Raw genomic sequence first — 25,311 nt, forward strand, 5'->3', positions numbered from 1 at the left:
ATGAAAAAATTCATCCGAAATGAGAAGGCTTTTACACTTATAGAAATGATGATTGTTTTGCTTGTGATTTCAGTATTATTAATCATTGCAGTTCCAAACATCAGTAAGCATAATAGCAATATTAAAGAAAAAGGATGTGAGGCTTTTATAAAAATGGTAGAAGCCCAGGTTCAATCCTTTGAAATGGATAAAAATCGTTTGCCAACCGATTTGGCAGAATTACAAACAGAAGGGTATCTACAAGACAACCAATTAACCTGTCCAAATGGAGATATCGTGACGATCTCGTCTACGGGAGCTGTCTCAGCTAATAATGAATAACAATAATGGGTTTACATTAATAGAATCTATTTTTGTATTAAGTATGTTTGCTTTGGTAGTTTCATTTTCTTTTCTTTTTGTTCGTCCTCAAATGTTTTACCTCGATAAACAGCTCTTTTTTTCACAATTCAAAGATGATCTTTATTATATACAACAATATGCCATTTCAAATCATACTGTTGTCTCAGTAAATATCCTCCCACAAACTCATCGATATTACGCCAAGGATCAAAATGGGAATTATATTGTTGATCGGGTCTACTCAAACAAGGTGAACATTAGAGAGGGTTCACAGAAGTTGTATTTTCGTTATAACACATCTGGAAATATAAATACCTTTGGGACTTTGTTTATTGACATACAAGAAGAACGGTATAAATTAACGTTTAACATAGGGAAGGGAAGATTTTATGTTGTACAAAACTAATGGTTTTTTCCTTGTTGAACTATTGCTTTCTCTGTCCATTTGGTTGGTAATAACTTTATTTTTACTCCCGATGTTTATTCAGGTAAGTAAGCAGTCGCTTAACACTCAATATAGTCGAGAGGCTTCAAAGCTATTATATGATTCCTTACAGGAAGCAATGTTCACCGGATTATTCATAGACCAATTAACAGTAGAGAGAAAAGGGAAGTCATTTACTGTAACAAAGGAAGTGTCTAAAAATGAGGTGTGTGTAAAATATGAAAATGCTTTTAAAAAGGAAGTTCTCCTATGTGACAGTTTTTAATAATCACGGATTTACTTTAATTGAGATGTTGATAGCTTTCTCGATTTATTGTATGCTTGCCTCTTTTTTACCTTATATTTTTTCGATTATTTTGAACATGAACCATGTTACGAATCGTACACAACAATTAGAATTCGAGCTCTTTATTAGTCAGTTAAATACGGAACTTCAAGGTTGTGATTATGTTGAGGTGAAAAACGGAAAGCTTTATTTACAAAGTGTTGGGGAATTAGTCACGTATGAGAAATATGGGCCATACATCCGTCGATTGGTCCGATTTCAAGGTCATGAAATAGTTTTACAAAATATTAAAAGTGTTGAGTTCAGGCAAAATCAAACAAGTATCTCAATTTCTGTTATAGGTAACAATAATGTCTTATATGAGGATCAACTGTTTCCTTTTCTTCAGGTGGTGGGAGGTCCATGAATGAAAAGGGGTTTATGTATCCTATAAGTTTATGCATTTTTCTATTAGTCTCTCTATTTTTAACGATTGAGTTTAACCAGTACATTTCCGAAAAAGGGATAGTGGCTTCAGTTAATCAACAAGAAAGACGACAGTACTTATTTTTGCTCACATCGAAGAAGATCTCTGAGGAAATGGAAGGAGCTGTGATTCCTGTAGATGGAATAGCAACATATTCAGACACCACTGTGACGTATACGGTAAAACAGATTACTAGCCAATATGTTGAAGTCACTTTTTTTATGACACAGGGTACACTATCGATTAAAGCAATAGCTCAGTATGAGGTGGGAAGCGGAAAATTAGTAAAATGGTTGTTACCAGTGTAGCTCCCTATGGGTTTAGTTAACTTGTATTTGGTCATACTGTTAAGGACAAAAAGGGAGGCAAAAACATGAGCGCAGTAAATGATTATGTGAAATACATTACACAAACGATTACAAAATATATTGATCAACCAAAGGAAGAAAGAAAAAAGATGAGGAAGGAAAAAAAAGAAACAAGAGAAGCGTTTGCTTTTCGTTGGTTTGGTATTCTTCCATATGTCATTATGATGAACAAAGGAAAAAGAGAGAAATCATTAAAAGGGAATGACAAATGAGTCGTTCCCTTTTAAATTGCTTTTTCAGATAAATAAAAAATACCGCCATTTATTATCGAAATCTGAACTTTTGGTTCGTATTGCTCCTGTAAGGCTCGTTTTTCATTTTCATAGCTTTCTCCTTTTTCCTCCGCTTCTTCATAAAAATGTTCCAGCAATTTCATGTCTTTTGACCAGCGTTCTCTAGCATCGTTTGCCCATGAATGATCTTCTTCAAGAATGTTTGAACGAATCATATTCTGAATTCGTGTTACCCCACTATTCGGCATAATAAGTGGTGATAAGGTAAAGGAGTAGTCAGGTATTTTGCGAGCTAATTGTAATTTTAACAGTTCATCGTGAAAGTTCTCGATTAGTTGACCATTAATTAATTGTAGACCAATCGACCGAAAGACATCTCTTTTACGATCACATTGATAGGAGATTTTTACGTTCATACCTAACCAAGGACGTAATGGTACTTGTTGACCCATGGTTGCTTGATGATCTTCATAAAGCCGAATATATCCAGCAAGGTTTTTAGTTGAATGAAATATTTGATGAAGTCTTGGCGAGCCAAAATGGATGACCTCGCCTTTAATATCTTCAGGTGTCTTTTTTTGATCCGTAATAAGCGTAAGTTTCATAGGGTTTGGAACTCCACCTGTTTTTTCTAAGTAATGCCAGTAAAACGGACGATTCATCAATTCCTTATCTAATTCAACTGTTAATTGTACGGTTATATATGAACCGGTATTTACGAGTATTTCACATTGGTTAGCAGTAAAATACTTCACCAAAAAATTATGAATTTCCTGTTGCTGCACGATAATCACCATCCTTTACTTCTTCAGCAAATTGAATCATGGAAGCTAGATTGTCCATTTTTATTCGCATTTCCCCTTCAGAGGTGGAGTTTCCGAATATATCTGATAGATGATCCTCAAAGCTACCAAACTCTAACCGAGTCAGAATATCATCGAGATCACCAATTACTTTTTCAAATAAATTTATTTTTTCATGTAGTAGCTTTAGAACATGTTCTTCCACAGTTCCTTTAGTTGCAAAATTATAAATCATTACGTCTTTTTCTTGCCCTAGGCGGTGAATTCTCCCGATACGTTGCTCTAGTCTCATAGGATTCCAAGGCAGGTCAAAATTAATGATATGATTACAGAACTGAAGATTAATTCCTTCTCCACCTGCTTCGGTTGCAATAAGGACCTGTACATTGTTTTCAAAAAGCTGTCTCATCCAGTCTTTTTTGCCTCTTTTAAATCCACCACGGAAGGGTACGGAACTGATTCCATTTTGCTTTAGATACCATTGAAGATAGAGCTGAGTGGCTCGATATTCGGTAAAAATAATGACTTTATCATTTACTTGTTGAATCAATTCTAGAGCTTTGACGGCCTTCGAATTCGTATGAACGGCGTTTACCTTCTCGATTAAATATGTGATTTGATCCTGATATTCCTTCGAGGGGTTTTCTTTCTTTTCAAGCATATTCTTTAATGTGAAAAACACTGCCTCTCTACTACTGCATGCTTCTCTTTGAAGAGTCATGACTGAGAAAGCGGATGTCGTTGTCCAGTCTCCCTCTGATCGTAGCTCAGTAACAGAATCATACAAATCCTGCTCTTCCTTAGTAAGCTCAATAGGAATGGTTTCAACTTGTCTTTTCGTCCATTCAATACCTGTGTCTGCTCGACGATTTCTAATCATCACTTTATTTACAAGCTCTTTTAAATGTTCATTATCGTTAATATCGCGGGAATCCTTCTTATATTTTTCATTAAACACAGATTCATTTCCTAGATGACCAGGTTTTAAGAGAGAGACAAGGTTGAAAATCTCACCAACTCGATTTTGAATAGGGGTTGCTGTTAGAAGTAAACAGAATTTTTTCTTTAAGCTTTGTACAAATTCATAGTTTTTTGTTTTATTGTTTTTTAATTTATGTGCTTCATCAATAATAATCAGATCATAATCTTGAGAGAGAATGATTTCTCGATGTGGAGCACGTTTAGCTGTATCGATGGAAGATACAACTACATCACACTGTTCCCACACATAGCTTTTACGTTGTGCAACTGCCGGAATATAAAATTTACTTGTTAATTCATATGACCATTGGGTAACAAGGGAGGCGGGAACAAGAATGAGGACTTTTTTTACAAGACCTCTAATCATGTATTCTTTTAAAATAAGCCCTGCTTCGATCGTTTTCCCCAAACCTACTTCATCTGCAAGGATGGCTTTTCCGTTCATACTTTCAACAACTTGCTTGGCAACTTCTAGCTGATGAGGTAGCGGTGTTAAATTAGGGAGATGTTTGGGAGCTTGTAATCCCTCAAAATTATCAATAACCGTATGTTTTTCTACCTCTACCGCTAGCTTATATAACTCAAAGTTCCCCCAAGGGCCGTCATTTGTAATTTTCTCTACCAGTCCCTCCTGCCAAGAAGAATCAAACTCAATCTCTACCGTCATTAAAAACAACTCCCTTTTTTGATCGATAAATATATTGCCGTATGGGTTTCGAAATGGTAGGATGATAATATCTTAAAAGTTTTGAAATTTGTCACATTATAGTTTATTTTGACGAATGTTCTATAGTACAGCTTAGTATGATCCAAATTGGGAAATTTTATAATGCGAATGAGAACAAGGGGAGAGACTACTTCTAAGTAGCGCCGAAGGAGCAAACAAAAATTTGTGAATCTCTCAGGCAAAAGAACTCTTGTTTGACGCAGCTCTGGAGAGCGCTTCATCATTTGAAGCCACCAAAGGGGACAGCCAAACGGTAAACTTTCAGGTGCCAGGACAGAGACCTTTCTTAAGTAAAGAGGGGGGTCTCTGTCCTTTTTTTATGATTTGAAAAGGGGGAAATGATAGTGGCGCAACTAAAAAGAACACCGCTTTTTGACGTGTATCAACAATATGGTGGGAAAACCATTGACTTTGGAGGATGGGAACTGCCAGTTCAATTTTCAAGCATTAAAGAAGAGCATGAGGCTGTAAGAACGAAGGCAGGATTGTTCGATGTTTCTCATATGGGAGAAATTGAAGTGAAAGGGACAGACAGTTTGGCCTACCTCCAAAAAATGATGACGAATGATGTATCGAAGCTGCAAATAGGTGATGCACAATATACTGCTATGTGCTACGAGAATGGTGGTACGGTCGACGATCTTCTCATCTATAAACTGAATCACGACCATTATCTGCTTGTTGTAAATGCTTCAAATATTGAAAAAGATTTTACATGGTTAAACGATCGTGTTGAAGGGGATGTAACGCTTTTGAATCTTTCTGAACAAATGGGCCAGCTAGCTCTTCAAGGCCCGCTTGCCGAACAGGTTCTTCAGAAGCTAGTTGATACAGCTGACCTTTCGACAATTGGATATTTTAAATTTCAAGAGAAAGTATCCATCGGAGGAAAAGAGGCACTTGTTTCCAGAACAGGGTACACCGGAGAAGATGGCTTTGAGGTGTACTGTAAGAGTGAAGATGCGACTTTCCTATGGGAAACCATTCTTGAGGCAGGTAAAGAAGACGGCGTTCTTCCTTGTGGCTTAGGCGCTCGTGATACCCTTCGCTTCGAAGCTAATTTGGCCCTTTATGGTCAGGAGCTTTCTTCCACGATTTCTCCGTTAGAAGCTGGTATTGGTTTCGCTGTGAAAGTTAATAAGGAAGTAGATTTTATTGGAAAGCAAGCTTTAAAGCAGCAAAAGGAAGCTGGAATCCCTCGTAAACTAATAGGCATTGAAATGATTGACAGAGGCATACCAAGACATGGTTATCCGGTGTATGTGGGTGAACAACTCGTAGGAGAAGTAACAACTGGAACACAATCACCTACGTTGAAAAGAAACATTGGCTTAGCGTTAGTGGATTCAACAGTCGTATCTGCAGAGTCGGAGCTAACCATTGAGATTCGTGGGAAACGCTTGAAGGTGAAAGTGATACCAACACCATTTTATAAAAGGGAAAAGAAATAAGGGAGGAACAAACGTCATGAAGCATCGCTACTTACCAATGACAGAAACCGATAAAAAAGCCATGCTAGAAGAAATCGGAATTTCCGATGTTCAGGAGCTTTTTAACGATATTCCAGAAAGTGTACAGTTTAAGGGAGAATATAATATTAAAAAAGCTAAATCGGAGACAGCCTTATTAAAAGAATTAACTCTTTTGGCTTCTAAAAATGCCGACTTACGCTCACATACTTCCTTTTTAGGAGCTGGTGTGTATGATCATTACATGCCTGTCATTGTAGATCATGTTCTTTCACGTTCAGAATTTTACACAGCCTATACACCTTATCAACCAGAAATTTCACAAGGTGAGTTACAGGCGATCTTTGAATTTCAAACAATGATTTGTGAATTAACAGGTATGGACGTAGCTAACTCTTCGATGTATGACGGTGGTACCGCTTTGGCAGAAGCGGCGATGCTAAGCTCTGGTCATACGAAGCGTAAAAAGGTGCTTCTCTCTAGTACAGTACATCCGGAAACAAAGGATGTAGTCAAGACGTATGCAAAAGGACAATACGTAGAAGTCGTAGAGATTCCATACCAAGATGGTGTTACTGATTTAGAGGCGTTAAAGAGCGAAATGGGTGATGATATTGCAGCCGTTATCGTACAGTATCCAAACTTCTTTGGAAGAATCGAGCCGATGAAAGAACTCGAGGAAATCATTCACGCGAACAAAGCAATGTTTGTCGTATCAAGTAATCCTTTGTCCCTTGGTGCATTAACACCTCCGGGAGCCTTTGGTGCTGATATTGTAGCGGGAGATGCACAGCCGTTTGGAATTCCAACTTCATTTGGTGGACCACATTGCGGTTATTTTGCTGTAACGAATAAATTGGTTCGTAAAATTCCTGGTCGTCTTGTTGGTCAAACAAAAGATGATCAAGGAAGAAGAGGGTTTGTTTTAACGCTTCAAGCAAGAGAACAACATATCCGACGTGACAAGGCAACATCTAATATTTGCTCAAACCAAGCGTTGAATGCTTTAGCTGCTTCGGTAGCTATGACGGCTTTAGGGAAAAAAGGCGTCAAAGAGATGGCTGTGAGCAATATCCAAAGAGCTCACTATGCAAAGAAAGCATTTGAAAATAAAGGATTCACCATTGCCTTTAATGGACCATGTTTTAATGAATTTGTAGTTGTCTTAAATAAGCCTGTGAAAGAAGTAAACCAACAGCTATTAAAGGAAGGAATCATTGGAGGTTACGATCTCGGTCGTGATTATCCAGAGTTAAAGAATCACATGCTCGTGGCAGTGACTGAACTACGTACAAAAGAAGAAATAGATCTGTTTGTTGATAGAATGGGGGATTATCATGCATAAGGAAGACCAAGCGCTCATTTTTGAATTAAGTACCTCTGGCCGAGTAGGGTATAGTCTCCCGGAGATGGATATCCCTGAGGTAAACTTAGATGATTTGATTCCAGCTGAATATTTGCGAGCTGAAGAACCAAATTTACCTGAGGTTTCTGAGCTTGATATCATGCGTCATTACACCGCTCTTTCAAAAAGAAATCATGGAGTGGACTCTGGTTTTTATCCTCTTGGATCTTGTACGATGAAATACAATCCAAAGATCAACGAAAACGTCGCTCGTATCGCTGGCTTTGCTCATATTCACCCACTTCAAGATGAGAGCTCTGTTCAAGGTGCATTGGAGCTTATGTACGATCTTCAGGAGCATCTAATTGAAATTACGGGTATGGATGAAGTTACATTACAGCCTGCTGCAGGAGCACATGGTGAGTGGACGGGACTTATGCTCATTCGTGCCTTCCATGAAGCAAACGGGGACACGAAAAGAACAAAGGTGATTGTACCTGACTCCGCTCATGGAACAAATCCAGCTTCAGCAACCGTCGCAGGTTTTGAAACCATCACTGTAAAATCTGATGAAAATGGATTAGTGGATTTAAATGACCTAAGAAGTGTTGTTGGAGAAGACACTGCTGCCTTGATGCTAACCAATCCAAATACTCTAGGTTTATTTGAAGAAAATATCCTTGAAATGGCGCAGATTGTTCACGAAGCTGGCGGAAAGCTTTATTATGATGGAGCAAACTTAAATGCTGTCCTTTCTAAAGCTAGACCAGGAGATATGGGCTTTGATGTGGTTCATTTAAATCTTCATAAAACATTCACTGGTCCACATGGCGGTGGAGGTCCTGGGTCGGGTCCTGTTGGGGTGAAGAAAGATTTAATAGCATACTTACCAAAGCCAGTCGTTACAAAGAAGGATGGAGAATTTGTGTTAGATTACGATCGTCCACAGTCGATTGGGCGAGTAAAACCGTACTATGGTAACTTTGGGATTAATGTAAGAGCGTATACGTATATTCGTACAATGGGTCCTGATGGATTAAAAGCAGTGACGGAATACGCGGTATTAAATGCGAATTATATGATGAGACGTCTTGAACCATATTTTGATTTACCGTTTGATAGACATTGTAAACATGAGTTCGTACTAAGTGGTAGGAGACAAAAGAAACTTGGTGTTCGTACGCTAGATATCGCGAAGCGCCTGTTGGACTTCGGATATCACCCACCAACTATTTACTTCCCACTAAATGTAGAGGAATGCATCATGATTGAACCAACAGAGACAGAGTCGAAGGAAACTCTAGATGCATTTATCGAAGCAATGATTCAAATTGCAAAGGAAGCAGAAGAGAACCCTGAAATCGTTCAAGAAGCCCCACACACAACTGTGGTTGGAAGATTGGATGAAACGACAGCTGCGAGAAAGCCAATTTTAAGGTATCAAGCATAAAGAGGTATAGGAAACAAGCACGGCAGATGCCGTGCTTGTTTTTTTAGGAAAAACAAAAAGGACTCCGCTCGGGTAGAGCTGGAATCCTTTTGTATTACTTCACTTTAATTTTTCCAGACCATTTTTTGAATCCGCCTTCAAGGTGAGAAAGATCCTTATAGCCTTTACGATAAAGTGTTTGTGCAGCACGGCCACTTCTCATCCCACTTTGGCAATATAGATAAACCGGTTTGTCAGGACGAATCTCTTTCATACGCATTTTAAACTGCGAAAGAGGAATGTTTCTAGCTCCCAAGATATGTCCCGCTTCATACTCGTTCGGTTCACGCACATCAATTAGTTGAGCTTTTCGATAGCCTTCACGGAATTGTTGTTCATTCAGTGTTTTTACAATTTTACGTTGGTATAGCCAAGTAATCACAGAGTAAGCGATAATGGCAACTACTAGTATAAGGATAAAATAAAGAGTATCCATAAAGTTACATGTCTCCTTTCGAACAAGCATCACGCCAAGTTATATTATATCGGTGTTGTGACTTTGGGTAAAGAGGAACAACTTAATTTCCTGAGTACTTGTTACTTTCTTTCACTCGATTCATTTGTTAAGCTAATAGAGCTAGATTTCAACATTAGAAAAAGAGGTTTCATTATGAACAAAGAAATATGGGGTTTCATTGATTCAGGAGAAGGATCTCCTTCTTTTAATATGGCATTGGATGAAGCATTACTTGATTGGCATAGTAAAGGTGAGATTCCGCCAATTATACGTTTTTATGGCTGGAATCCGGCTACTCTTTCTATAGGATATTTCCAAAAGGTTGAGAAGGAAATAGATCTTGAAAAGGTAAAAGAACATCACCTCGGTTTCGTGCGTAGACCAACAGGTGGAAGAGGGGTACTTCATGACCAAGAGTTAACGTATAGTGTTATTGTGACAGAAGAACATCCCGATATGCCTAAAACGGTAACAGAAGCATACCGAGTGATTTCTGAAGGAATATTAAAAGGTTTTCAGTTACTAGGGTTAGATGCTTACTTTGCGGTTCCTAAAACAGCTGAGGAAAGAGATTCTCTAAAAAATCCTCGTTCAGCCGTTTGCTTTGATGCACCCAGCTGGTATGAGCTCGTTGTAGAGGGAAGAAAAGTGGCAGGAAGTGCGCAAACAAGACAAAAAGGTGTTATTTTGCAGCATGGTTCCATCCTACTAGATATAGATGAGGATAAGCTGTTTAGTCTTTTTAAATACCCAAACGAAAGAGTAAAAGAACGAATGCAGAAAGCCTTTAGTAACAAGGCTGTGGCCATTAATGACATTAGTTCAAGAAAAATAGAGGTAGAGGAAGCCAAACGTGCTTTTAAAGAGGGATTCGAGCAAGGGCTAAACATAGAGCTGAAACCATTTGTATTATCTGCAGAGCAGCTAGATTATGTTCATAAACTAGCGCGCGAACGTTATGAAAGTGATGAGTGGAATTTCAAAAGATAAGCGTCGAAATATGTCGCTTTTCTTTTTTTTGTAAAGTTATAGGAAAAAAGCCTATAGTACGTAGGTTTTGTCTCATTATTAGAAAAAGCAAGGAGCGAAATTTGTTAAAATTTATCGCTTTCGCTCGAAAATCTACAAAAATCATCTCTTTTCGCTAGATTCTTAATTTTTTTGAGTTTGACAAATTTGTAGGTGTTTGAACTAAACACAATATATAGTGGTTGTTTTGGAAAAATATATACTATATGTAGACAATATAGTTGATTTCACCATTGGACTGTGGTAATTTAAGAATATTCCTAGCTGCGCTAGATTCTGGATTTCTATTAGTAGTTTTTTACAGAGTAGATTAAAAGAAGCATTTGTATATTTTAAAGGAGTTGTGTGTATGTCTGTTGCGTTTGGAAGAAAAATGAATATTGATGTCGAGAGCTTAAACAAGGACATTAGCTTGTTTCCTCAGGTGCATCCAGTAACCCCGGATATGAAGATTACTCATAAAGGGGTATCAAGACTTGTTATGCTTGACCGTTATACATTTAAAGATACGGAAAAGCTAACATTATCGAACGGAGATTTTGTTGTTCTTACAATTAAAGAAGATCCAAAGTTTCCCGCGAGAGGTCTTGGGTTTATTCTTGAAATTGATTGGGACCAAAAGATGGCTAAAGTGCTTGTTGATGAGGAGTTTAGAGGAGTTCTAGATGACCCTGAAGAAGCTAGTACAGGAGTTATTAATCGTTCACTTGATGTCATTGAAAAGCCATTGGAAGTGTTCTATGAGCAAATTGCGAAACGCAACGCAACAGGCTTGGCTTCAGTAGAGAGAACAGAAGAAAAGAAGGCTGAATGGTTCCAGAAATTTTACCAGGAACTAGTTAACTTAAATTTCATTCCAGCAGGACGAGTTCTTTATGGAGCAGGTGCTGGTACAGAAGTAACATTCTTCAATTGTTATGTAATGCCATTTGTGCAAGATTCTCGTGAAGGAATCTCCGAGCATCGTAAGCAAGTAATGGAAATCATGAGCCGCGGTGGCGGTGTTGGAACGAACGGTTCAACCCTAAGACCAAGAAATACACTTGCTCGTGGAGTAAACGGTAAATCATCTGGTTCGGTTTCATGGTTGGATGATATTGCGAAGTTAACGCATTTGGTAGAGCAAGGTGGGTCAAGACGTGGAGCTCAAATGATAATGTTAGCGGATTGAAAAGATGAAATTGCGGTTCCTTTATGGTAAGATTACATTAGAACAAATGTTCGGTGGTGATGTTCAATGAATCCTACTAGGGAACAACTTTATCAAAAGTATATAACTGAAAACCAAACTGTTTCTAAGATTGCTGTTGACACAGGATTGAAAAGAACAACAATCAGAGGATTGCTTAGGAGATATGGAATTAGGAAGAGGAGTTTAAAGCTTGGGGACGAAATCTATGATGATAAAGAATGGTTATACCACGAGTATATGATTAAAAAGAAAGGGTATTCGGTAATAGCAAATGAGTTAAATGTTAGCTATACTACTATACTCGATCGTTTGTTGTATTTTGGATTTCCAGTTAGAGGGCACAATGAAATTGATAAAGGTGCTGGAAGACGTGGTAGGACTCATTCTGAATTTTCTAAGATAAAAATTAGGAAATCGAGGATAAAAAAGAGATCAACAATCCAATGTACTAATTGTTCCCAAGATTTTGAAAGACAGTTATCTTCTATTGCTAGAAGTAACAAACATTTTTGTTCTTGTAAATGTTATGCCCAATATCAAAAAGAAAATAGAATTCAGACAGAAGATATTACCGATTCTGCTCAATACAAAGAGTGGAGAAAACAGGTCTACATTAGAGATGTGTATCGGTGTAGAATGCCAGGGTGTAATTCTAATTCTAAAGATATTGCAGCACATCATATCTATCCTAAAAAGAAATATCCTGAGAAACAGTTTGAAATAAATAATGGCATAACTCTATGTAGAAGTTGCCATGAAACTACTTATGGTAAAGAAGAGCAATTTGTTGATGCCTTAGTCCGCGTCGTTCAGATGATGAACGACTAGAAAACTGGGTGAATTGCGGGGAACTCCTTAGAGGAAAGCAAGCCACAACGTGACTGGAAACGGTGAGCGTGAGGGCTATAAAAATTGTTTTCATTGGATAATCCGCAGCCAAGCGTCATTGGGCAAAGGTAATGGCGAAGGTTCAACGACTAGAGAGTGAGACCCAACAATAATCTCTCATTAGCGCCCAGCCCCTAAATTTGTTTTAAGGGTGATGATATAGTCTAGTCCGATTGCAAATGCAATGAAATTTCTCGAAAGAGACGGTATGTAACGTGGCATCCTGACATTATTGAATTTATTATCTCAAAAATGCAAAACCCAAGAATTCTTCGTTTCTTACTTGAGACAACAAAAGATGAAACGATTAAAAAATATGCTAAAGAAAAACTAAAGTTTTCTCCTCTTACAGAGAGTGAGCGTTCTATGTACCAAGGAATTGCAAATTACAAAACGATTCCAGGTCAAGGTGGTTTTTCTGAGAAAAATATTGCAGACGCTGAAGAAAAGCTTGCTACTGGAGGGAATTTCTCCGTTCATAACTCAGAATTCTTAACAGGTGCAAATATTTCTATCTGTTTAACAAAAGAGTTTATGGAAGCAGTTGAAAATGATTCTGTGTATGAGCTTCGATTCCCGGATGTGGAAAGCTATAATGCAGAAGAGATGAAAATTTACAACGAAGAGTGGCATAAATTCGGGGACGTACGTGAGTGGGAAAAACAAGGACATAAAGTACGAGTGTACAGAAAGATCCAAGCAAAAGAATTATGGAATCTTATCAATATCTGCGCGACCTACTCTGCTGAGCCTGGAATTTTCTTCATCGACAACGCAAACGACATGACAAATGCAAAAGCATATGGTCAACAAGTTGTAGCTACAAATCCATGTGGAGAACAACCGCTAGCACCATATTCCGTGTGTAACCTTGCTGCTGTGAACTTAGCGGAAATGGCAGATAAAGAGACAAAAACAGTTAATTTTGAAAAGTTAAGACAAACGGTCGCTGTCGGCGTTCGTATGCAAGATAACGTGATTGATGCTACACCATACTTCCTTGAAGACAATAAGAACCAAGCATTAGGAGAAAGACGTGTAGGACTTGGGGTAATGGGCTTACATGATCTTCTGATCTATTGCGAAACAGAATACGGTTCTGAAGAAGGAAATGTTCTGATTGATAAAGTGTTTGAAACGATTGCAACGACAGCTTATGAAACATCTGTTGAATTAGCGAAGGAAAAAGGTAGCTTCCCGTTCCTTGTAGGCAATACAGATGTAGAAACAAATCGTCTTCGTCAAGCATTTACGCAAACGGGCTTTATGCAGAAAATGCCTGAGCATGTAAGAGAAGCGATCCTAGAAAATGGTATTCGTAATTCTCACTTGCTAACAGTAGCTCCTACAGGATCAACCGGAACTATGGTAGGTGTATCCACGGGTCTTGAGCCTTACTTCTCGTTCTCATATTTCCGCAGTGGACGTCTTGGGAAGTTTATTGAAGTAAAGGCAGATATTGTACAAGATTATCTTGACCGTCACCCAGAAGCGGATCCTGATCAGTTACCAAGCTGGTTTGTATCAGCGATGGAGCTTTCACCTGAAGCGCATGCTGACGTACAATGTGTCATCCAAAGATGGATTGATAGTTCAATCAGTAAAACGGTAAATGCACCAAAAGGATATAGCGTTGAGCAGGTAGAAAAGGTGTATGAGCGTCTCTACCGTGGAGGAGCAAAGGGTGGTACCGTTTATGTGGATGGATCACGTGATAGCCAGGTACTCACACTAAAAGCAGAAGAAAATACGGTTGATGAATTTGAGACAAATGTAGAAAAAGCACATGTGGTATTAGTTGATACCATTTCGGATTTACGTTCAACAGATGTGACGATCGGTTCTGAAGTTGGAAATACTTGTCCTGTATGTCGTAAAGGAAAAGTAAAAGAAATCGGTGGCTGTAACACATGTACAAACTGTAACGCACAGTTAAAGTGTGGTCTATAATTTGAGTCAAAGAGGATGGAAATAATTGTTCCATCCTCTTTTTTCATTTCTTTCTTTTTTTGTTCATACTACCAGTATAACTAGGTTGATGAAATGAGGGAAAAAAATGAAGCCGTTCGTTCCACAGCTTGTATATATAGAACCAGGTGCACTAGAGTATGAGCTCGGTAAAGAATTGAAACAAAAGTTTGAAAATATGGGCCTTGAAATACGAGAAACGACTTCACATAACCAAATTCGTGGAATTCCTGGAGATAATGAGCTTCAGCAATACCGGAATGCAAAGTCGACTTTAGTTGTAGGTGTGAGAAGGACATTAAAGTTTGATACATCTAAGCCGTCAGCTGAATACGCCATTCCTTTAGCAACAGGATGCATGGGGCATTGTCATTACTGTTATTTACAAACCACATTAGGAAGTAAGCCATATATTCGCACATACGTAAATCTCGAGGATATTTTTAATCAAGCGCAAAAATATATGGATGAACGAGCACCTGAGATCACTCGATTCGAAGCCGCTTGTACCTCAGACATTGTAGGTTTAGATCATTTAACACATTCCCTAAAGAAAACGATCGAGTTTATCGGTCAAACAGAATATGGTCAACTTCGCTTTGTAACGAAATATCATCATGTCGACCATCTGCTTGATGCGAAACATAATGGGAAAACCCGTTTCCGTTTTAGTGTAAATTCGCGTTATGTAATAAAAAATTTCGAACCGGGCACATCAACCTTTGATGAACGCCTTGAAGCCGCTAAGAAGGTCGCGAACGCGGGATATCCACTTGGCTTTATCGTTGCACCTATTTACCTTCATGACGACTGGAAGGAAGGGTATCGTGAGTTATTTGAACGTCTGAGTGAGTCGTTACAAGGCATTGAGTTACCTGACTTAACCTTTGAATTAATTCAGCATCGTTTTACAAAGCCAGCCAAAAAGGTAATTGAAAAGCGCTATCCGAAAACAAAGCTCGAGATGGATGAAGAAAAAAGAAAATACAAATGGGGACGTTACGGAATAGGAAAGTACGTATATCAAACCGATGAAGCTGCCGATATGGAGCAAACGATCCGTGGGTATGTAAAAGAGTATTTTCCTAACGCAGAGGTCAGTTACTTTACGTAAAAGCCATTTTGATAAAAAATAAAATAATTTAGATTGTCCGCCGTACTATTTAATGAAGGTCCTGCTTAAAGATGTATCATATACGTGCATCTAAGGAGTGACTTCCATGTATATTGACGGCGTTTTTTCTGGGGGAGGCATTAAGGGAATAGCCTTAGTTGGTGCCTATGAAGCAATAGAGAATAGAGGATTCCGATTTAAACGAGTGGCAGGAACGAGTGCAGGTTCCATTATTGCGTCGTTAATTGCTGCAGGTTATACGAGCAAAGAGGTATATGAGCTTATAAATGAATTGGATTTAAAAACGTTTTTAGATACTCGTCCGTCGTATTTACCCTTTCGTGTGGCTAAATGGATTTTACTTTATTGGAGGCTTGGTATATATAAGGGCCAGAAACTTGAAGAGTGGCTTGCTGAAAAGCTTGCGCAAAAAGGTGTTCGAACATTTGCCGACCTAGAGCCTCAAGCTTTAAGAGTTGTCGCTTCTGATTTATCAAATGGGAGATTAATTATCCTCCCAGATGATTTACCGTCCTATGGAATTAATCCGAATTCATTTTCAGTTGCAAAGGCGATTCGTATGAGCTGCAGCTTACCGTATTTCTTTGAACCCGTTAAGATAAAGCATGGACATACGACAAGCATCGTTGTTGATGGTGGAGTACTAAGTAATTTCCCTATGTGGCTATTTGATGGTGAGAATGTAAAGAAGGTCAGACCAGTATTAGGAATTAAACTGTCTCATAGTATTCAGGATCGACCGATTAAACCAATCACTAATGCAATTAAACTATACGAGGCGCTGTTTGAGACTATGAAGGATGCTCATGACTCAAGATATATCTCGAGGAAGCATGAAAAAAATATCATCTTTATCCCAACGGAAGGGGTATTAACAACGGAGTTTGAATTGACCGAGGAAAAAAAGCAAATCCTTTTCGATTTTGGGAAGGAAAGAGCATCCCAATTCTTTTCAAAATGGAGTTACTAAAAGGCTGTTTTCGTAAAGATTGTTGTTAAAATCTTAAAGCCGATTTTAACGTAGAAATAGCTATCTTGCGCTTAAGAATTTAGTTTGCATGCTCTTTTCTTATTAAATTCAACCCATTTTCTCCTAGATACTTAGCACAACCATTAAAATTTTGTTCCAATAACCTTCAAAGTTTAAGAAAAGAGCTTACTAAAAAGAAAAACCGAGCCTCTTAAAACGATGCTCGGTTTTTCTTTTTACCTTTTCGACCTTCAATGACCGTTAAATGTGTGGCTGATTTAGATTTATTCGCATGCTTTTTTAAAGAAGTGATAGAGCCACTTTTGGCTGAAGGTTTCCGACCTTCCCTTTGTATATACTTCTTTTTTGAACGCTTAGCAGCTTTGCGGAACGCATGCTGTTCTTTTTTGTCGGGACTTCCCTTATAAAAATGTCGAACCAAAAAGTACAGAATGACTCCGACAATTGCAAACACAAAAATACTTTTAAAAAATTCACTAGGATTGACCATGAGCCTAGATACTACTCCGATAGCAGCTAAAGTAACTAAACAAACGATGAATATAAGCGAAGTTCGATTTTTCATGAAAGCCACCTCCCTAAAAGCATGATTAGCATTTTTTTCCGCTTTTAAACTAGCTGCTCTGACAATTACACAATTTCCACCCATTGTTGGTTAAGATGGTGTGAATATTAGGCTTGCACATTTTAAATGGTGAGGTTGTTTTTGTTTCAAACGTTTTATTGGTATTAATTAATTTATGCTACATTCCACGATATTGGAACACCGTTTTTACATTTGTTTAATAAAATCTTATATTATATTTATTCTACTAGAAAAAGAAAAAAACCTCTATCATGTAGACTAAAATTGACAGAAATCAAATTATTTTTATTTATAAGTAAGGAAAGAAATGCTGTGGGACATAATACAAATGGAGGTGGTTTTAATGGCAGAAAAGAAGGAGAAATATGAGCAAGAACAGCATGAAAAACCATTATCATTTATGGCTATGGTCATTATCACAGGGTTTGTAGGAGGAATGCTGTGGAGTGGACTTGCATTTATTGCATGGTATTTTAACTTCACAGAGATTCATCCTAGGGTTATCCTAGAACCATGGGCGATCGGCGCATGGAAGAAACAATGGCTAGGTACATTGATTTCAATTGTTCTTCTCGGAGTTATCTCAATCGGGGTTGCCATTATGTATTACATATTACTCAGACGTTTTAGGAGTATATTTATTAGCATAGGCTTTGGACTTGCGTTATTGGCATTAGTATTGTTCGTGCTTAACCCAATCTTTCCTGGAATTCCTCCATTTAGAAAGATGGAGTTAAATACATTAATTACTACAGCTTGTTTTTATGTTTTATATGGAACGTTTATCGGCTATTCGATTTCCTATGAGGAACACGAAATGAAGAAAATAAAAAAAGCAAACCATGAGCCTCAGTTCTCTCCAGACTAGTGTAACGAAAAAAGGATGTGTTAGAATGTTCTTATTGAGCATTCTTTTTTCGTTTAAAAGAATAAGAATACGAAAGGGAGAGAATGATGGGAAAATTAAATAAATTAAGAGCCGAGTTAGAAAAGCTAAATGTGGATGGCATTCTTATAACAAGTAGTTTTAATCGTCGCTATATGTCTAACTTCACTGGGTCAGCAGGTGTTGTTCTAATTAGTAAAGATCGTGCACAATTTATTACTGATTTTCGTTATGTCGAGCAAGCAGAAAAGCAATGTGTAGGCTTTGAAATAGTAAAGCATAACGGCACCATACCTGAGGAAGTAGCAGCACAAGTTAAAGCGTTGGGGATCACAAGACTAGGCTTTGAACAAGAACATGTTACATACTCTTCTTATCAATCCTATAAAGAAGCCGTCCAATCAGAACTAGTACCATTATCAGGCGTTATTGAAAAGTTGCGCTTGATAAAGACTGACGCAGAGATTAAGATATTAAAGGAAGCAGCAAAGATTGCAGATGCTGCGTTTACACATATTCTAGGCTTTATTCGTCCTGGCGTAACAGAGTTAGAGGTTTCGAATGAGCTTGAGTTCTTTATGAGAAAAAGAGGTGCAACTTCATCATCTTTTGATATAATTGTTGCTTCAGGAATTCGATCTGCACTACCTCATGGAGTGGCTAGTGAAAAAGTGATTGAAGCAGGTGATTTTGTAACACTTGACTTTGGGGCATATTATAAAGGCTATGTATCCGACATTACAAGAACCGTATCAGTTGGAGAACCTGATGCTAAGCTAAAGGAAATTTACAATATTGTTTTACAAGCGCAATTACTCGGGATGGAAGGAATCAAACCAGGAATGACGGGAAAAGAAGCCGACGCATTAACAAGAAATCATATTTCTTCGCATGGGTATGGTGAGTATTTTGGTCATTCAACGGGACATGGTATTGGTCTAGAGGTGCATGAAGGACCTGCACTATCAGTAAGATCAAATCTTGTTCTTGAAGAAGGAATGATTGTAACTGTTGAACCTGGTATATATATTCCAGGGCTTGGCGGTGTTCGTATTGAAGATGATACGATTATTACGAAGGATGGAAATGAATCCCTCACATACTCTACAAAAGAACTTATTATTCTTTAATGCATCTTATTAGGAGGATTTATTAATGATTTCAGTAAACGATTTTCGTACAGGTTTAACAATTGAAGTAGATGGCGGCTTATGGCGTGTAATGGATTTCCAACACGTTAAGCCTGGTAAAGGTGCGGCTTTTGTTCGTTCAAAGCTTCGTAACCTGCGTACAGGAGCCGTTCAAGAGAAGACATTTCGTGCGGGTGAGAAGGTAGCGAAAGCGCAAATCGACAACCGTAAAATGCAATATTTATACGCAAACGGAGAGCAACATGTATTCATGGACGTGGAGTCATATGATCAAATCGAGCTTCCTGCAACAGCAATTGATTATGAACTAAAGTTTTTGAAAGAAAACATGGAAGTTCATATCATGATGTATCAAGGTGAAACACTAGGAGTGGAACTTCCTAATACGGTTGAGCTTGAAGTTGTTGAAACAGAGCCAGGAATCAAAGGTGACACAGCATCTGGTGGAACAAAACCTGCTATTTTAGAAACAGGTCTATCTGTTCAAGTACCTTTCTTTATTAACCAAGGTGATCGTCTAATCATTAACACAACAGAATCGTCATACGTTTCAAGAGCTTAATATTGCACGTGCAATTAAGAATGAAAAAGACACTCGATTGAGTGTCTTTTTTTTGTTACGAAGTAAATTGGAAGACAGCCGTAATGGTTGCCTTTACTTGTAGTAAACCAGGTTCGATCGTTGTACTTACCCCTTTTACCATCGGCATCGTAGAATAAAGTGGCTCAGGAATATTTACAGCACTGCCTCCTTCAATAATGAGGATAGGAGGATGATTGAGTTGAACACGTAGAGATTGAGCAATCGCTGCAGCCTTCTGTGTCGCATCATGAACGGCAAGAGTGAGTGCTTGTTGTTCCTGATTTAATACATTCTTTGCTGAAAAGTTAATCGCAAGTATACTGTTTGCTCCACTTTCTATCGCTTTATCAACGACCATGCCAATTTGATCCATATTGGATAATGTAACGGTTAAACGATGCTCAACTTTGTAATTTCGAAACGTTTGGACGCCATCAACAAAGTCGTATTGAGGAAAAATAGAATAGTCAGATGTTCTAATTTTTTCTCTCGGTATTTGTAGTGACAGCAAAGCATCCACAACAGCAGCACTTACTTGTGCATTTTCTCGTTGTGCGGGTACGAGTTCCTTGTTCTCTGTGATGATTCCAATAATAACATCGGCTTGGTCTGGTTGAATATCAACCGTTCCTTCCCCTATCACTCTAATTTCATTACTACTTGTTGCTCTAGAAGGATAATGGTTCCATGCTCTCGTGTAATTCTGATACATATCAACTCCCCCTTTTTCAATACTTCTCCTTTGTAAAATGTATGCAGTATAAGGAATAAGATTCTACTGTCAATTATAGAATTCAGGAGTCATAAAGTGGCCAAGCAGGCATACAAATGAATTAATGAGAAAGGTTCTGATGACAGGAGGAAAGGTTATGGAAGATGTTATTGGTATGTTACCTAAAGCGATTGCCAATCAAATGAATCAACTGTCTCCCTTTCAATTAAATGATATGGAAGAAATTCGAATTAGAATTGGTCGCCCATTGGAGATCACCTGTGGGGGAAAACCAATCTTCCTACCTTATACGGTAAAAGCAGAAGATGCAATACAACTGTTGAATAAGATCAGTCATTTTTCTATCTATACATTAGAGGAAGAATTAAGAAGAGGATATGTTACGGTGGCAGGTGGTCACCGGGTTGGCCTTGCCGGGAAAGTTATTTTGGAGGCGGGAAAGGTGAAAGCAATTACAGATGTCTCCTCTTTTAACTTTCGAATAGCAAGAGAGAAAATCGGGATTTGTCATAGTCTTCTCCCATTTCTATATGAAGGAGATTGGTTGCATACCATGATTATTGGTCCACCACAGACAGGAAAGACCACGTTAATAAGAGATTTGGCTAGGGTGATATCAACAGGTACAAATACGATTCCAGCAGCCAAGGTAGGAATTGTCGATGAGCGATCTGAAATTGCTGGAAGTATAAATGGTATTCCACAGTTAACATTTGGACCTAGAGTAGATGTATTAGATTCTTGTCCAAAAGCTGAAGGGATGATGATGATGATTCGCTCCATGAGTCCTGATGTGTTAGTTGTAGATGAAATTGGCAGGGAAGAGGACGGCGAGGCTATTTTAGAAGCAGTTCATGCAGGGATCTCACTTGTAACAACGACACATGGTCATTCGTACGCAGATATTGTAAAAAGACCCACATTGACACCCATCATCAAGAGTGAAATTTTTCAGAGATTCATTGAATTAAGCCGAAAAGAAGGGCCGGGAACGATACTTTCTGTGAAGGATCAACATGGTAGAGAAATGGTCAGAAAAGTGAGTGTGACATAAATGTTAAAGATAATCGGAGCTGTTTTTATTATTGTTGCTACTACTTGGACGGGCTTTGAAGCCTCTAGGCACTTAACGGAAAGACCTCGCCAACTAAGACAGCTAAAATCAGCCTTACAATCACTTGAGGCTGAAATCATGTATGGTCATACCCCTCTTCATGAAGCAGCTAGAAGATTAGCATCGCAGCTTTCCAAGCCCATTTCTTGGTTTTTTGAATCCTTTTCGAAGAAACTAACCAATTCTGAAACAACGGTAAAGGATGCGTGGGAGGAAAGTCTTCAAGAGGTTTGGAAGCTTACAGCGTTAAAGCAAGGAGAATATGAGATTATGAAGCAATTTGGTGAGACGCTTGGAAGGCATGATCGTTTCTCTCAACAAAAACAAATTCGGTTAGCCTTAACCCATCTAGAGCGTGAAGAAGCGGATGCATATGACAAACAATTGAGATATGAAAAGATGATGAAAAGCTTAGGATTTCTATCAGGGTTACTACTAGTTATTCTACTGATGTAAAAAATCGAATGTGGTCTTAGGAGGAAAAGCAAATGGGCTTAGAAGTGGATATTATTTTTAAAATAGCTGGAGTAGGTATTGTAGTTGCGTTTTTACACACGATCCTCGATCAAGTCGGAAAAAAAGAGTACGCTCAGTGGGTAACTTTATTTGGCTTTATTTATATATTGTTTATGGTCGCTTCTATTGTGGATGAGTTATTTCAAAAAATCAAATCAGTGTTCCTATTCCAAGGATAAAGGAGGGTTTGACGATTGAAATTTTACAAATAGTTGGGTTTGCGCTTATTGCTACCTTTTTAGCTCTTGTAGTTAAAGAGCAAAAACCAAATTTCGCCTTTTTGCTAATCGTATTTGTTGGATGTTCCATCTTTCTCTTTTTAATCGATCAAATCTACGCGATTATCCATATGCTTGAAAAGATAGCGATAAATGCAAACGTAAATATTATTTACGTAGAAACCATCCTGAAAATTATCGGAATCGCTTATATTGCGGAGTTTGCATCTCAAATTACAAAGGATGCGGGACAAGCAGCAATTGCCTCGAAGATTGAGATGGCTGGGAAAATATTAATACTTGCTATGGCGATCCCCATTTTGACGGTATTGATAGAAACCATCATTGCATTAATCCCAAATTAATTGAACCACTGAACCGATAAAAGAAGGTGAAAAAGTTGAAGCAATTGATCTTCAAAACATTCTCTCTCATATTTCTCATTCTATTTGTGTCTGTCCCAATAAGTAAAGCGGAGACAAATGAAGAAACTCAATCTTCTTCACAGTCCGTCATAAATCCTGAACAAATGATGGAAGAACAGCTTGAAGCTTTAGATATGGATGAAATGAAGGTTTTTTGGGAAAAGATTACAACGGAATACGGAGGATTCCTTCCGGAAAGTCAGAAGGGAAGCCTTTACGATTTTATCAAGGGGGACAAGCAATTTTCCTTAAAAGAGTGGACAAATGGAATAATTAAATTCATTTTTCACGAATTTGTTGTTAATGGAAAGCTTCTTGGTACCCTAATATTGCTAACCGTGTTCTCCATGTTTTTGCAAACACTGCAAAACTCATTCGAAAAGAGCACAGTTAGTAAAGTAGCGTATGCAATTGTATTTATGGTGTTGATTATTATCGCACTAAACAGTTTTCATGTAGCCATCCAGTATACAAATGATACGATAACAACGATGATTTCCTTCATCTTGGCGCTCATTCCACTTCTTCTTGCATTAATCGCCTCGTCGGGGGGGCTCGTATCTGCTGCCTTTTTCCATCCAGTAATTTTATTCCTCATGAATAGCAGTGGAATGTTCATTCAATATGTTGTTTTACCACTTTTGTTTTTAGGAGCAGTATTAAGCATTGTAAGTATTTTATCAGAGCATCACAAAGTAACTCAATTAGGAAATCTGTTAAGAAATTGGAGCATTGGATTACTCGGAATCTTCCTCACGGTTTTCCTTGGTGTTCTTAGTGTTCAAGGAGCTTCAGCAGCTGTGACAGATGGAATTACGATTCGAACAGCAAAATTCATTACCGGTAATTTTATCCCTGTTATTGGACGAATGTTTACAGATGCCACTGATACAGTGATTAGTGCTTCGCTTTTACTGAAAAATACCGTTGGAATTGCAGGGGTAGCAATCTTGTTACTTATTGTTGCTTTTCCGGCGATTAAGATATTAATGATTGCCTTTATTTATAAATTTGCTGCTGCTGTCTTACAGCCTCTAGGTGGAGGACCGGTTATCGCTTGTTTAGAAATTATTAGTAAAAGCATTGTTTTCGTTTTTGCTGCTTTAGCTATCGTATCTATGATGTTTTTTCTAAGTTTAACTGTTGTCATAGCAGCAGGAAACCTTACGATGATGGTTCGTTAGGAGGGGTGGTATGGATTTCCTAAAAGACTGGATCACAAATATAATCCTTTTCGTCTTGCTAGCAACAGTTGTTGATATGCTGCTTCCGAATTCAAATATGCAAAAGTACACCAGGATGGTTACTGGATTATTACTAATAGCTATTATTCTTTCGCCCATACTGAAAATACTATCTAGTGATTTTGAAGCGAACCTCTCCGCCATCACCGAAGTAGACTCCTTTTCAGAAAAAAATATAGAAAATTCAATAGAAATGAAGAAAAAAGAAATACAAGCCTCTTTTGATGCATATGCTTTAGAAGAAGTGGCTGTCCAATTAAAAAAGGACGTTGAAGAGGAGTTGATGGAACAGTACGGTTTAGAGATTGCTAGTATCGATCTATCAGTGGATGAAACGAGCAGCGCAACCTTCCCAGACAATCTTCAAGAGATATCTGTTACATTACGTGAATCAACAACGGAGACTGTGGTAGAAGTCGTACAAATGGTTGATATTAATACGAACTCACCTCTACCATCTAATTCGGAAAGTGAACAAAACGAGGAACTGTCTTCACTTCTCTCTGAAAAATGGGATGTAAACAAAGGCGCTGTTGAAATCTTCATAGAAGGGGGGAACAAATAAGTGGAAAATGATACAGAAAAAGATAAAGAACCTAACAAAGATAAAGGGCCCATTACATTCCTAAAAAACCTATTTAGTAAAGAAAGCCCTCCTGAGAAAAAATCTAGTAAATATCAATACTTCTTAATCGTCTTGTTAATTGGAGCCGCCATTATGTTAGCAAGTAATTTGCTAATAAATCCAAGTCCTTCCGCTATTGAAACGGCAGCAAATGCTGAGAAATCAAGTGAGGATGTAGAAACATTTGGACAGAAAAAGATTGATGGAAATGAAATAATTGCTGCCTATGAAGATCATTATGAAAATCAATTAAAGGAAACACTTGAGGGAATTGTCGGCGTTGGCGAAGTGATTGTAGCTGTAAATGTCGACGCGACTGAGAAAAAGATACTTGAAAAAAATGTGGTTGTTCAGTCCCAAAAAACCGAAGAGGTTGACCGTGAGGGTGGGCAACGAACAGTCGAAGACCAATCAAAGGATGAACAGTTAGTGATTATCCGAGATGGGGAAAAAGAGGTTCCTATTGTAATAGAAACGAAGAAGCCTGCCATTCGTGGCGTCATCGTGATTGCAAAGGGAGCTGATAATATACAAGTAAAAAAATGGATACTTGAATCCGTTACTAAACTATTAGATGTACCGGTTCATCGAGTGTCTGTTATGCCTAAAAAATAAA

Annotated in this window: 28 protein-coding genes, 2 pseudogenes and 1 riboswitch; of the genes and pseudogenes, 25 read left to right on the top strand and 5 right to left on the bottom strand. The window is 38.1% G+C overall.

The window, feature by feature from the left end:
- From comGC to ACFFHF_RS04055, 6 genes are all read left to right on the top strand, one after another.
- Window positions 1–321: a competence type IV pilus major pilin ComGC gene (gene comGC, locus ACFFHF_RS04030; RefSeq protein ID WP_160546583.1), complete on the top strand. Its 321-nt coding sequence runs from the start codon at window positions 1–3 to the stop codon at window positions 319–321.
- The gene (gene comGD, locus ACFFHF_RS04035) at window positions 314–748 is read left to right on the top strand and encodes a competence type IV pilus minor pilin ComGD (protein WP_160546582.1); all 435 of its coding nucleotides are present in this window, start codon (window positions 314–316) and stop codon (window positions 746–748) included. The genes comGC and comGD overlap by 8 nt, the downstream gene beginning before the upstream one ends.
- Window positions 732–1,052, top strand: coding sequence for a competence type IV pilus minor pilin ComGE (gene comGE, locus ACFFHF_RS04040; RefSeq protein ID WP_160546581.1), 321 nt, complete (start codon window positions 732–734; stop codon window positions 1,050–1,052). Before comGD ends, comGE begins: the two co-directional genes overlap by 17 nt.
- Window positions 1,039–1,479 carry a competence type IV pilus minor pilin ComGF gene (gene comGF / locus ACFFHF_RS04045; protein ID WP_377057635.1) on the top strand — a complete coding sequence of 147 codons (441 nt, stop codon included), beginning with the start codon at window positions 1,039–1,041 and terminating at the stop codon, window positions 1,477–1,479. Before comGE ends, comGF begins: the two co-directional genes overlap by 14 nt.
- A complete protein-coding gene (locus ACFFHF_RS04050) occupies window positions 1,476–1,847 on the top strand; it encodes a hypothetical protein (RefSeq protein ID WP_377057636.1) in 372 nt (123 codons plus the stop codon). The genes comGF and ACFFHF_RS04050 overlap by 4 nt, the downstream gene beginning before the upstream one ends.
- A gap of 65 nt (window positions 1,848–1,912) precedes the next feature.
- The gene (locus tag ACFFHF_RS04055; RefSeq protein ID WP_160546578.1) at window positions 1,913–2,119 is read left to right on the top strand and encodes a YqzE family protein; all 207 of its coding nucleotides are present in this window, start codon (window positions 1,913–1,915) and stop codon (window positions 2,117–2,119) included.
- A gap of 11 nt (window positions 2,120–2,130) precedes the next feature.
- Here ACFFHF_RS04055 and ACFFHF_RS04060 read toward each other — a convergent pair whose 3' ends face one another.
- Together ACFFHF_RS04060 and ACFFHF_RS04065 are read right to left on the bottom strand one after the other, a co-directional pair.
- Window positions 2,131–2,925 carry a YqhG family protein gene (locus ACFFHF_RS04060; RefSeq protein WP_377057637.1) on the bottom strand — a complete coding sequence of 265 codons (795 nt, stop codon included), beginning with the start codon at window positions 2,923–2,925 and terminating at the stop codon, window positions 2,131–2,133.
- Window positions 2,903–4,591 carry a DEAD/DEAH box helicase gene (locus tag ACFFHF_RS04065; RefSeq protein ID WP_160546576.1) on the bottom strand — a complete coding sequence of 563 codons (1,689 nt, stop codon included), beginning with the start codon at window positions 4,589–4,591 and terminating at the stop codon, window positions 2,903–2,905. The genes ACFFHF_RS04060 and ACFFHF_RS04065 overlap by 23 nt, the downstream gene beginning before the upstream one ends.
- 168 nt (window positions 4,592–4,759) lie before the next feature.
- A riboswitch (glycine riboswitch) is annotated at window positions 4,760–4,851 on the top strand.
- Window positions 4,852–4,989: 138 nt separating this feature from the next.
- Here ACFFHF_RS04065 and gcvT point away from each other — a divergent pair.
- The 3 genes from gcvT to gcvPB are packed head-to-tail and all read left to right on the top strand — an operon-like array spanning window position 4,990 to window position 8,915.
- Window positions 4,990–6,102, top strand: coding sequence for a glycine cleavage system aminomethyltransferase GcvT (gcvT, locus tag ACFFHF_RS04070; RefSeq protein ID WP_160546575.1), 1,113 nt, complete (start codon window positions 4,990–4,992; stop codon window positions 6,100–6,102).
- Window positions 6,103–6,118: 16 nt separating this feature from the next.
- On the top strand, window positions 6,119–7,465 hold the full coding sequence (gene gcvPA, locus ACFFHF_RS04075) for an aminomethyl-transferring glycine dehydrogenase subunit GcvPA (RefSeq protein ID WP_160546574.1): 1,347 nt from the start codon (window positions 6,119–6,121) through the stop codon (window positions 7,463–7,465).
- Window positions 7,458–8,915 (top strand): aminomethyl-transferring glycine dehydrogenase subunit GcvPB, encoded by a 1,458-nt coding sequence (gene gcvPB / locus ACFFHF_RS04080; RefSeq protein ID WP_160546573.1) that lies wholly within the window; start codon window positions 7,458–7,460, stop codon window positions 8,913–8,915. The genes gcvPA and gcvPB overlap by 8 nt, the downstream gene beginning before the upstream one ends.
- Before the next feature lie 94 nt (window positions 8,916–9,009).
- Here the strand turns inward: gcvPB and ACFFHF_RS04085 are convergent, their stop codons facing one another.
- Window positions 9,010–9,390 (bottom strand): rhodanese-like domain-containing protein, encoded by a 381-nt coding sequence (locus ACFFHF_RS04085; protein ID WP_119709106.1) that lies wholly within the window; start codon window positions 9,388–9,390, stop codon window positions 9,010–9,012.
- A gap of 174 nt (window positions 9,391–9,564) precedes the next feature.
- Between ACFFHF_RS04085 and lipM the strand changes: the two genes are divergently transcribed.
- The 6 genes and pseudogenes from lipM (at window position 9,565) to ACFFHF_RS04115 (ending at window position 16,593) form a co-directional block, all read left to right on the top strand.
- A complete protein-coding gene (gene lipM, locus ACFFHF_RS04090) occupies window positions 9,565–10,401 on the top strand; it encodes an octanoyltransferase LipM (protein ID WP_160546572.1) in 837 nt (278 codons plus the stop codon).
- 388 nt (window positions 10,402–10,789) lie between these two features.
- Window positions 10,790–11,608 (top strand): annotated as a pseudogene (locus ACFFHF_RS04095) (ribonucleotide reductase barrel domain-containing protein); the annotation flags it as partial.
- 69 nt (window positions 11,609–11,677) lie between these two features.
- Complete coding sequence (locus tag ACFFHF_RS04100; RefSeq protein WP_160546571.1) at window positions 11,678–12,460, top strand: HNH endonuclease; 783 nt, start codon at window positions 11,678–11,680, stop codon at window positions 12,458–12,460.
- A gap of 276 nt (window positions 12,461–12,736) precedes the next feature.
- Window positions 12,737–14,470: pseudogene (locus ACFFHF_RS04105) on the top strand (vitamin B12-dependent ribonucleotide reductase); the annotation flags it as partial.
- Window positions 14,471–14,576: 106 nt separating this feature from the next.
- The gene (gene splB / locus ACFFHF_RS04110) at window positions 14,577–15,602 is read left to right on the top strand and encodes a spore photoproduct lyase (protein WP_160546569.1); all 1,026 of its coding nucleotides are present in this window, start codon (window positions 14,577–14,579) and stop codon (window positions 15,600–15,602) included.
- Between the two features lie 106 nt (window positions 15,603–15,708).
- On the top strand, window positions 15,709–16,593 hold the full coding sequence (locus ACFFHF_RS04115; RefSeq protein WP_160546568.1) for a patatin-like phospholipase family protein: 885 nt from the start codon (window positions 15,709–15,711) through the stop codon (window positions 16,591–16,593).
- Between the two features lie 211 nt (window positions 16,594–16,804).
- Here ACFFHF_RS04115 and ACFFHF_RS04120 read toward each other — a convergent pair whose 3' ends face one another.
- Window positions 16,805–17,179: an SA1362 family protein gene (locus tag ACFFHF_RS04120; protein WP_160546567.1), complete on the bottom strand. Its 375-nt coding sequence runs from the start codon at window positions 17,177–17,179 to the stop codon at window positions 16,805–16,807.
- 364 nt (window positions 17,180–17,543) lie between these two features.
- On the opposite strand from ACFFHF_RS04120, the gene ACFFHF_RS04125 reads away from it, so the two are divergent.
- From ACFFHF_RS04125 to efp, 3 genes are all read left to right on the top strand, one after another.
- A complete protein-coding gene (locus tag ACFFHF_RS04125; RefSeq protein ID WP_160546566.1) occupies window positions 17,544–18,068 on the top strand; it encodes a YqhR family membrane protein in 525 nt (174 codons plus the stop codon).
- Between the two features lie 86 nt (window positions 18,069–18,154).
- Window positions 18,155–19,216 carry a M24 family metallopeptidase gene (locus tag ACFFHF_RS04130; RefSeq protein WP_160546607.1) on the top strand — a complete coding sequence of 354 codons (1,062 nt, stop codon included), beginning with the start codon at window positions 18,155–18,157 and terminating at the stop codon, window positions 19,214–19,216.
- A 25-nt stretch (window positions 19,217–19,241) separates the two neighbouring features.
- Window positions 19,242–19,799, top strand: coding sequence for an elongation factor P (gene efp, locus ACFFHF_RS04135; protein WP_160546565.1), 558 nt, complete (start codon window positions 19,242–19,244; stop codon window positions 19,797–19,799).
- 55 nt (window positions 19,800–19,854) lie between these two features.
- Here the strand turns inward: efp and ACFFHF_RS04140 are convergent, their stop codons facing one another.
- Window positions 19,855–20,532, bottom strand: coding sequence for an SIMPL domain-containing protein (locus tag ACFFHF_RS04140; RefSeq protein WP_160546564.1), 678 nt, complete (start codon window positions 20,530–20,532; stop codon window positions 19,855–19,857).
- A 157-nt stretch (window positions 20,533–20,689) separates the two neighbouring features.
- Here ACFFHF_RS04140 and spoIIIAA point away from each other — a divergent pair, with 157 nt between their 5' ends.
- From spoIIIAA to spoIIIAG, 7 genes are read left to right on the top strand one after another with little or no spacing between them, the layout of a single operon-like run.
- Entirely contained in the window at window positions 20,690–21,607 is a 918-nt protein-coding gene (gene spoIIIAA / locus ACFFHF_RS04145; RefSeq protein WP_160546563.1) for a stage III sporulation protein AA, read from the top strand.
- Window positions 21,608–22,123, top strand: coding sequence for a stage III sporulation protein SpoIIIAB (gene spoIIIAB, locus ACFFHF_RS04150; RefSeq protein WP_160546562.1), 516 nt, complete (start codon window positions 21,608–21,610; stop codon window positions 22,121–22,123).
- A gap of 32 nt (window positions 22,124–22,155) precedes the next feature.
- Entirely contained in the window at window positions 22,156–22,362 is a 207-nt protein-coding gene (gene spoIIIAC / locus ACFFHF_RS04155; RefSeq protein ID WP_077213937.1) for a stage III sporulation protein AC, read from the top strand.
- Between the two features lie 8 nt (window positions 22,363–22,370).
- The gene (spoIIIAD, locus tag ACFFHF_RS04160) at window positions 22,371–22,766 is read left to right on the top strand and encodes a stage III sporulation protein AD (protein ID WP_066047148.1); all 396 of its coding nucleotides are present in this window, start codon (window positions 22,371–22,373) and stop codon (window positions 22,764–22,766) included.
- A gap of 26 nt (window positions 22,767–22,792) precedes the next feature.
- Window positions 22,793–24,010: a stage III sporulation protein AE gene (spoIIIAE, locus tag ACFFHF_RS04165; protein ID WP_445677922.1), complete on the top strand. Its 1,218-nt coding sequence runs from the start codon at window positions 22,793–22,795 to the stop codon at window positions 24,008–24,010.
- Between the two features lie 10 nt (window positions 24,011–24,020).
- Window positions 24,021–24,635 (top strand): stage III sporulation protein AF, encoded by a 615-nt coding sequence (gene spoIIIAF / locus ACFFHF_RS04170; protein ID WP_160546560.1) that lies wholly within the window; start codon window positions 24,021–24,023, stop codon window positions 24,633–24,635.
- A complete protein-coding gene (gene spoIIIAG / locus ACFFHF_RS04175) occupies window positions 24,636–25,310 on the top strand; it encodes a stage III sporulation protein AG (protein ID WP_340904590.1) in 675 nt (224 codons plus the stop codon). It abuts the gene before it with no gap.
- Window position 25,311: the final 1 nt, after the last annotated feature.

Source organism: Robertmurraya beringensis, assembly GCF_042433785.1.
Lineage (GTDB): Bacteria > Bacillota > Bacilli > Bacillales > Cytobacillaceae > Robertmurraya_A > Robertmurraya_A beringensis.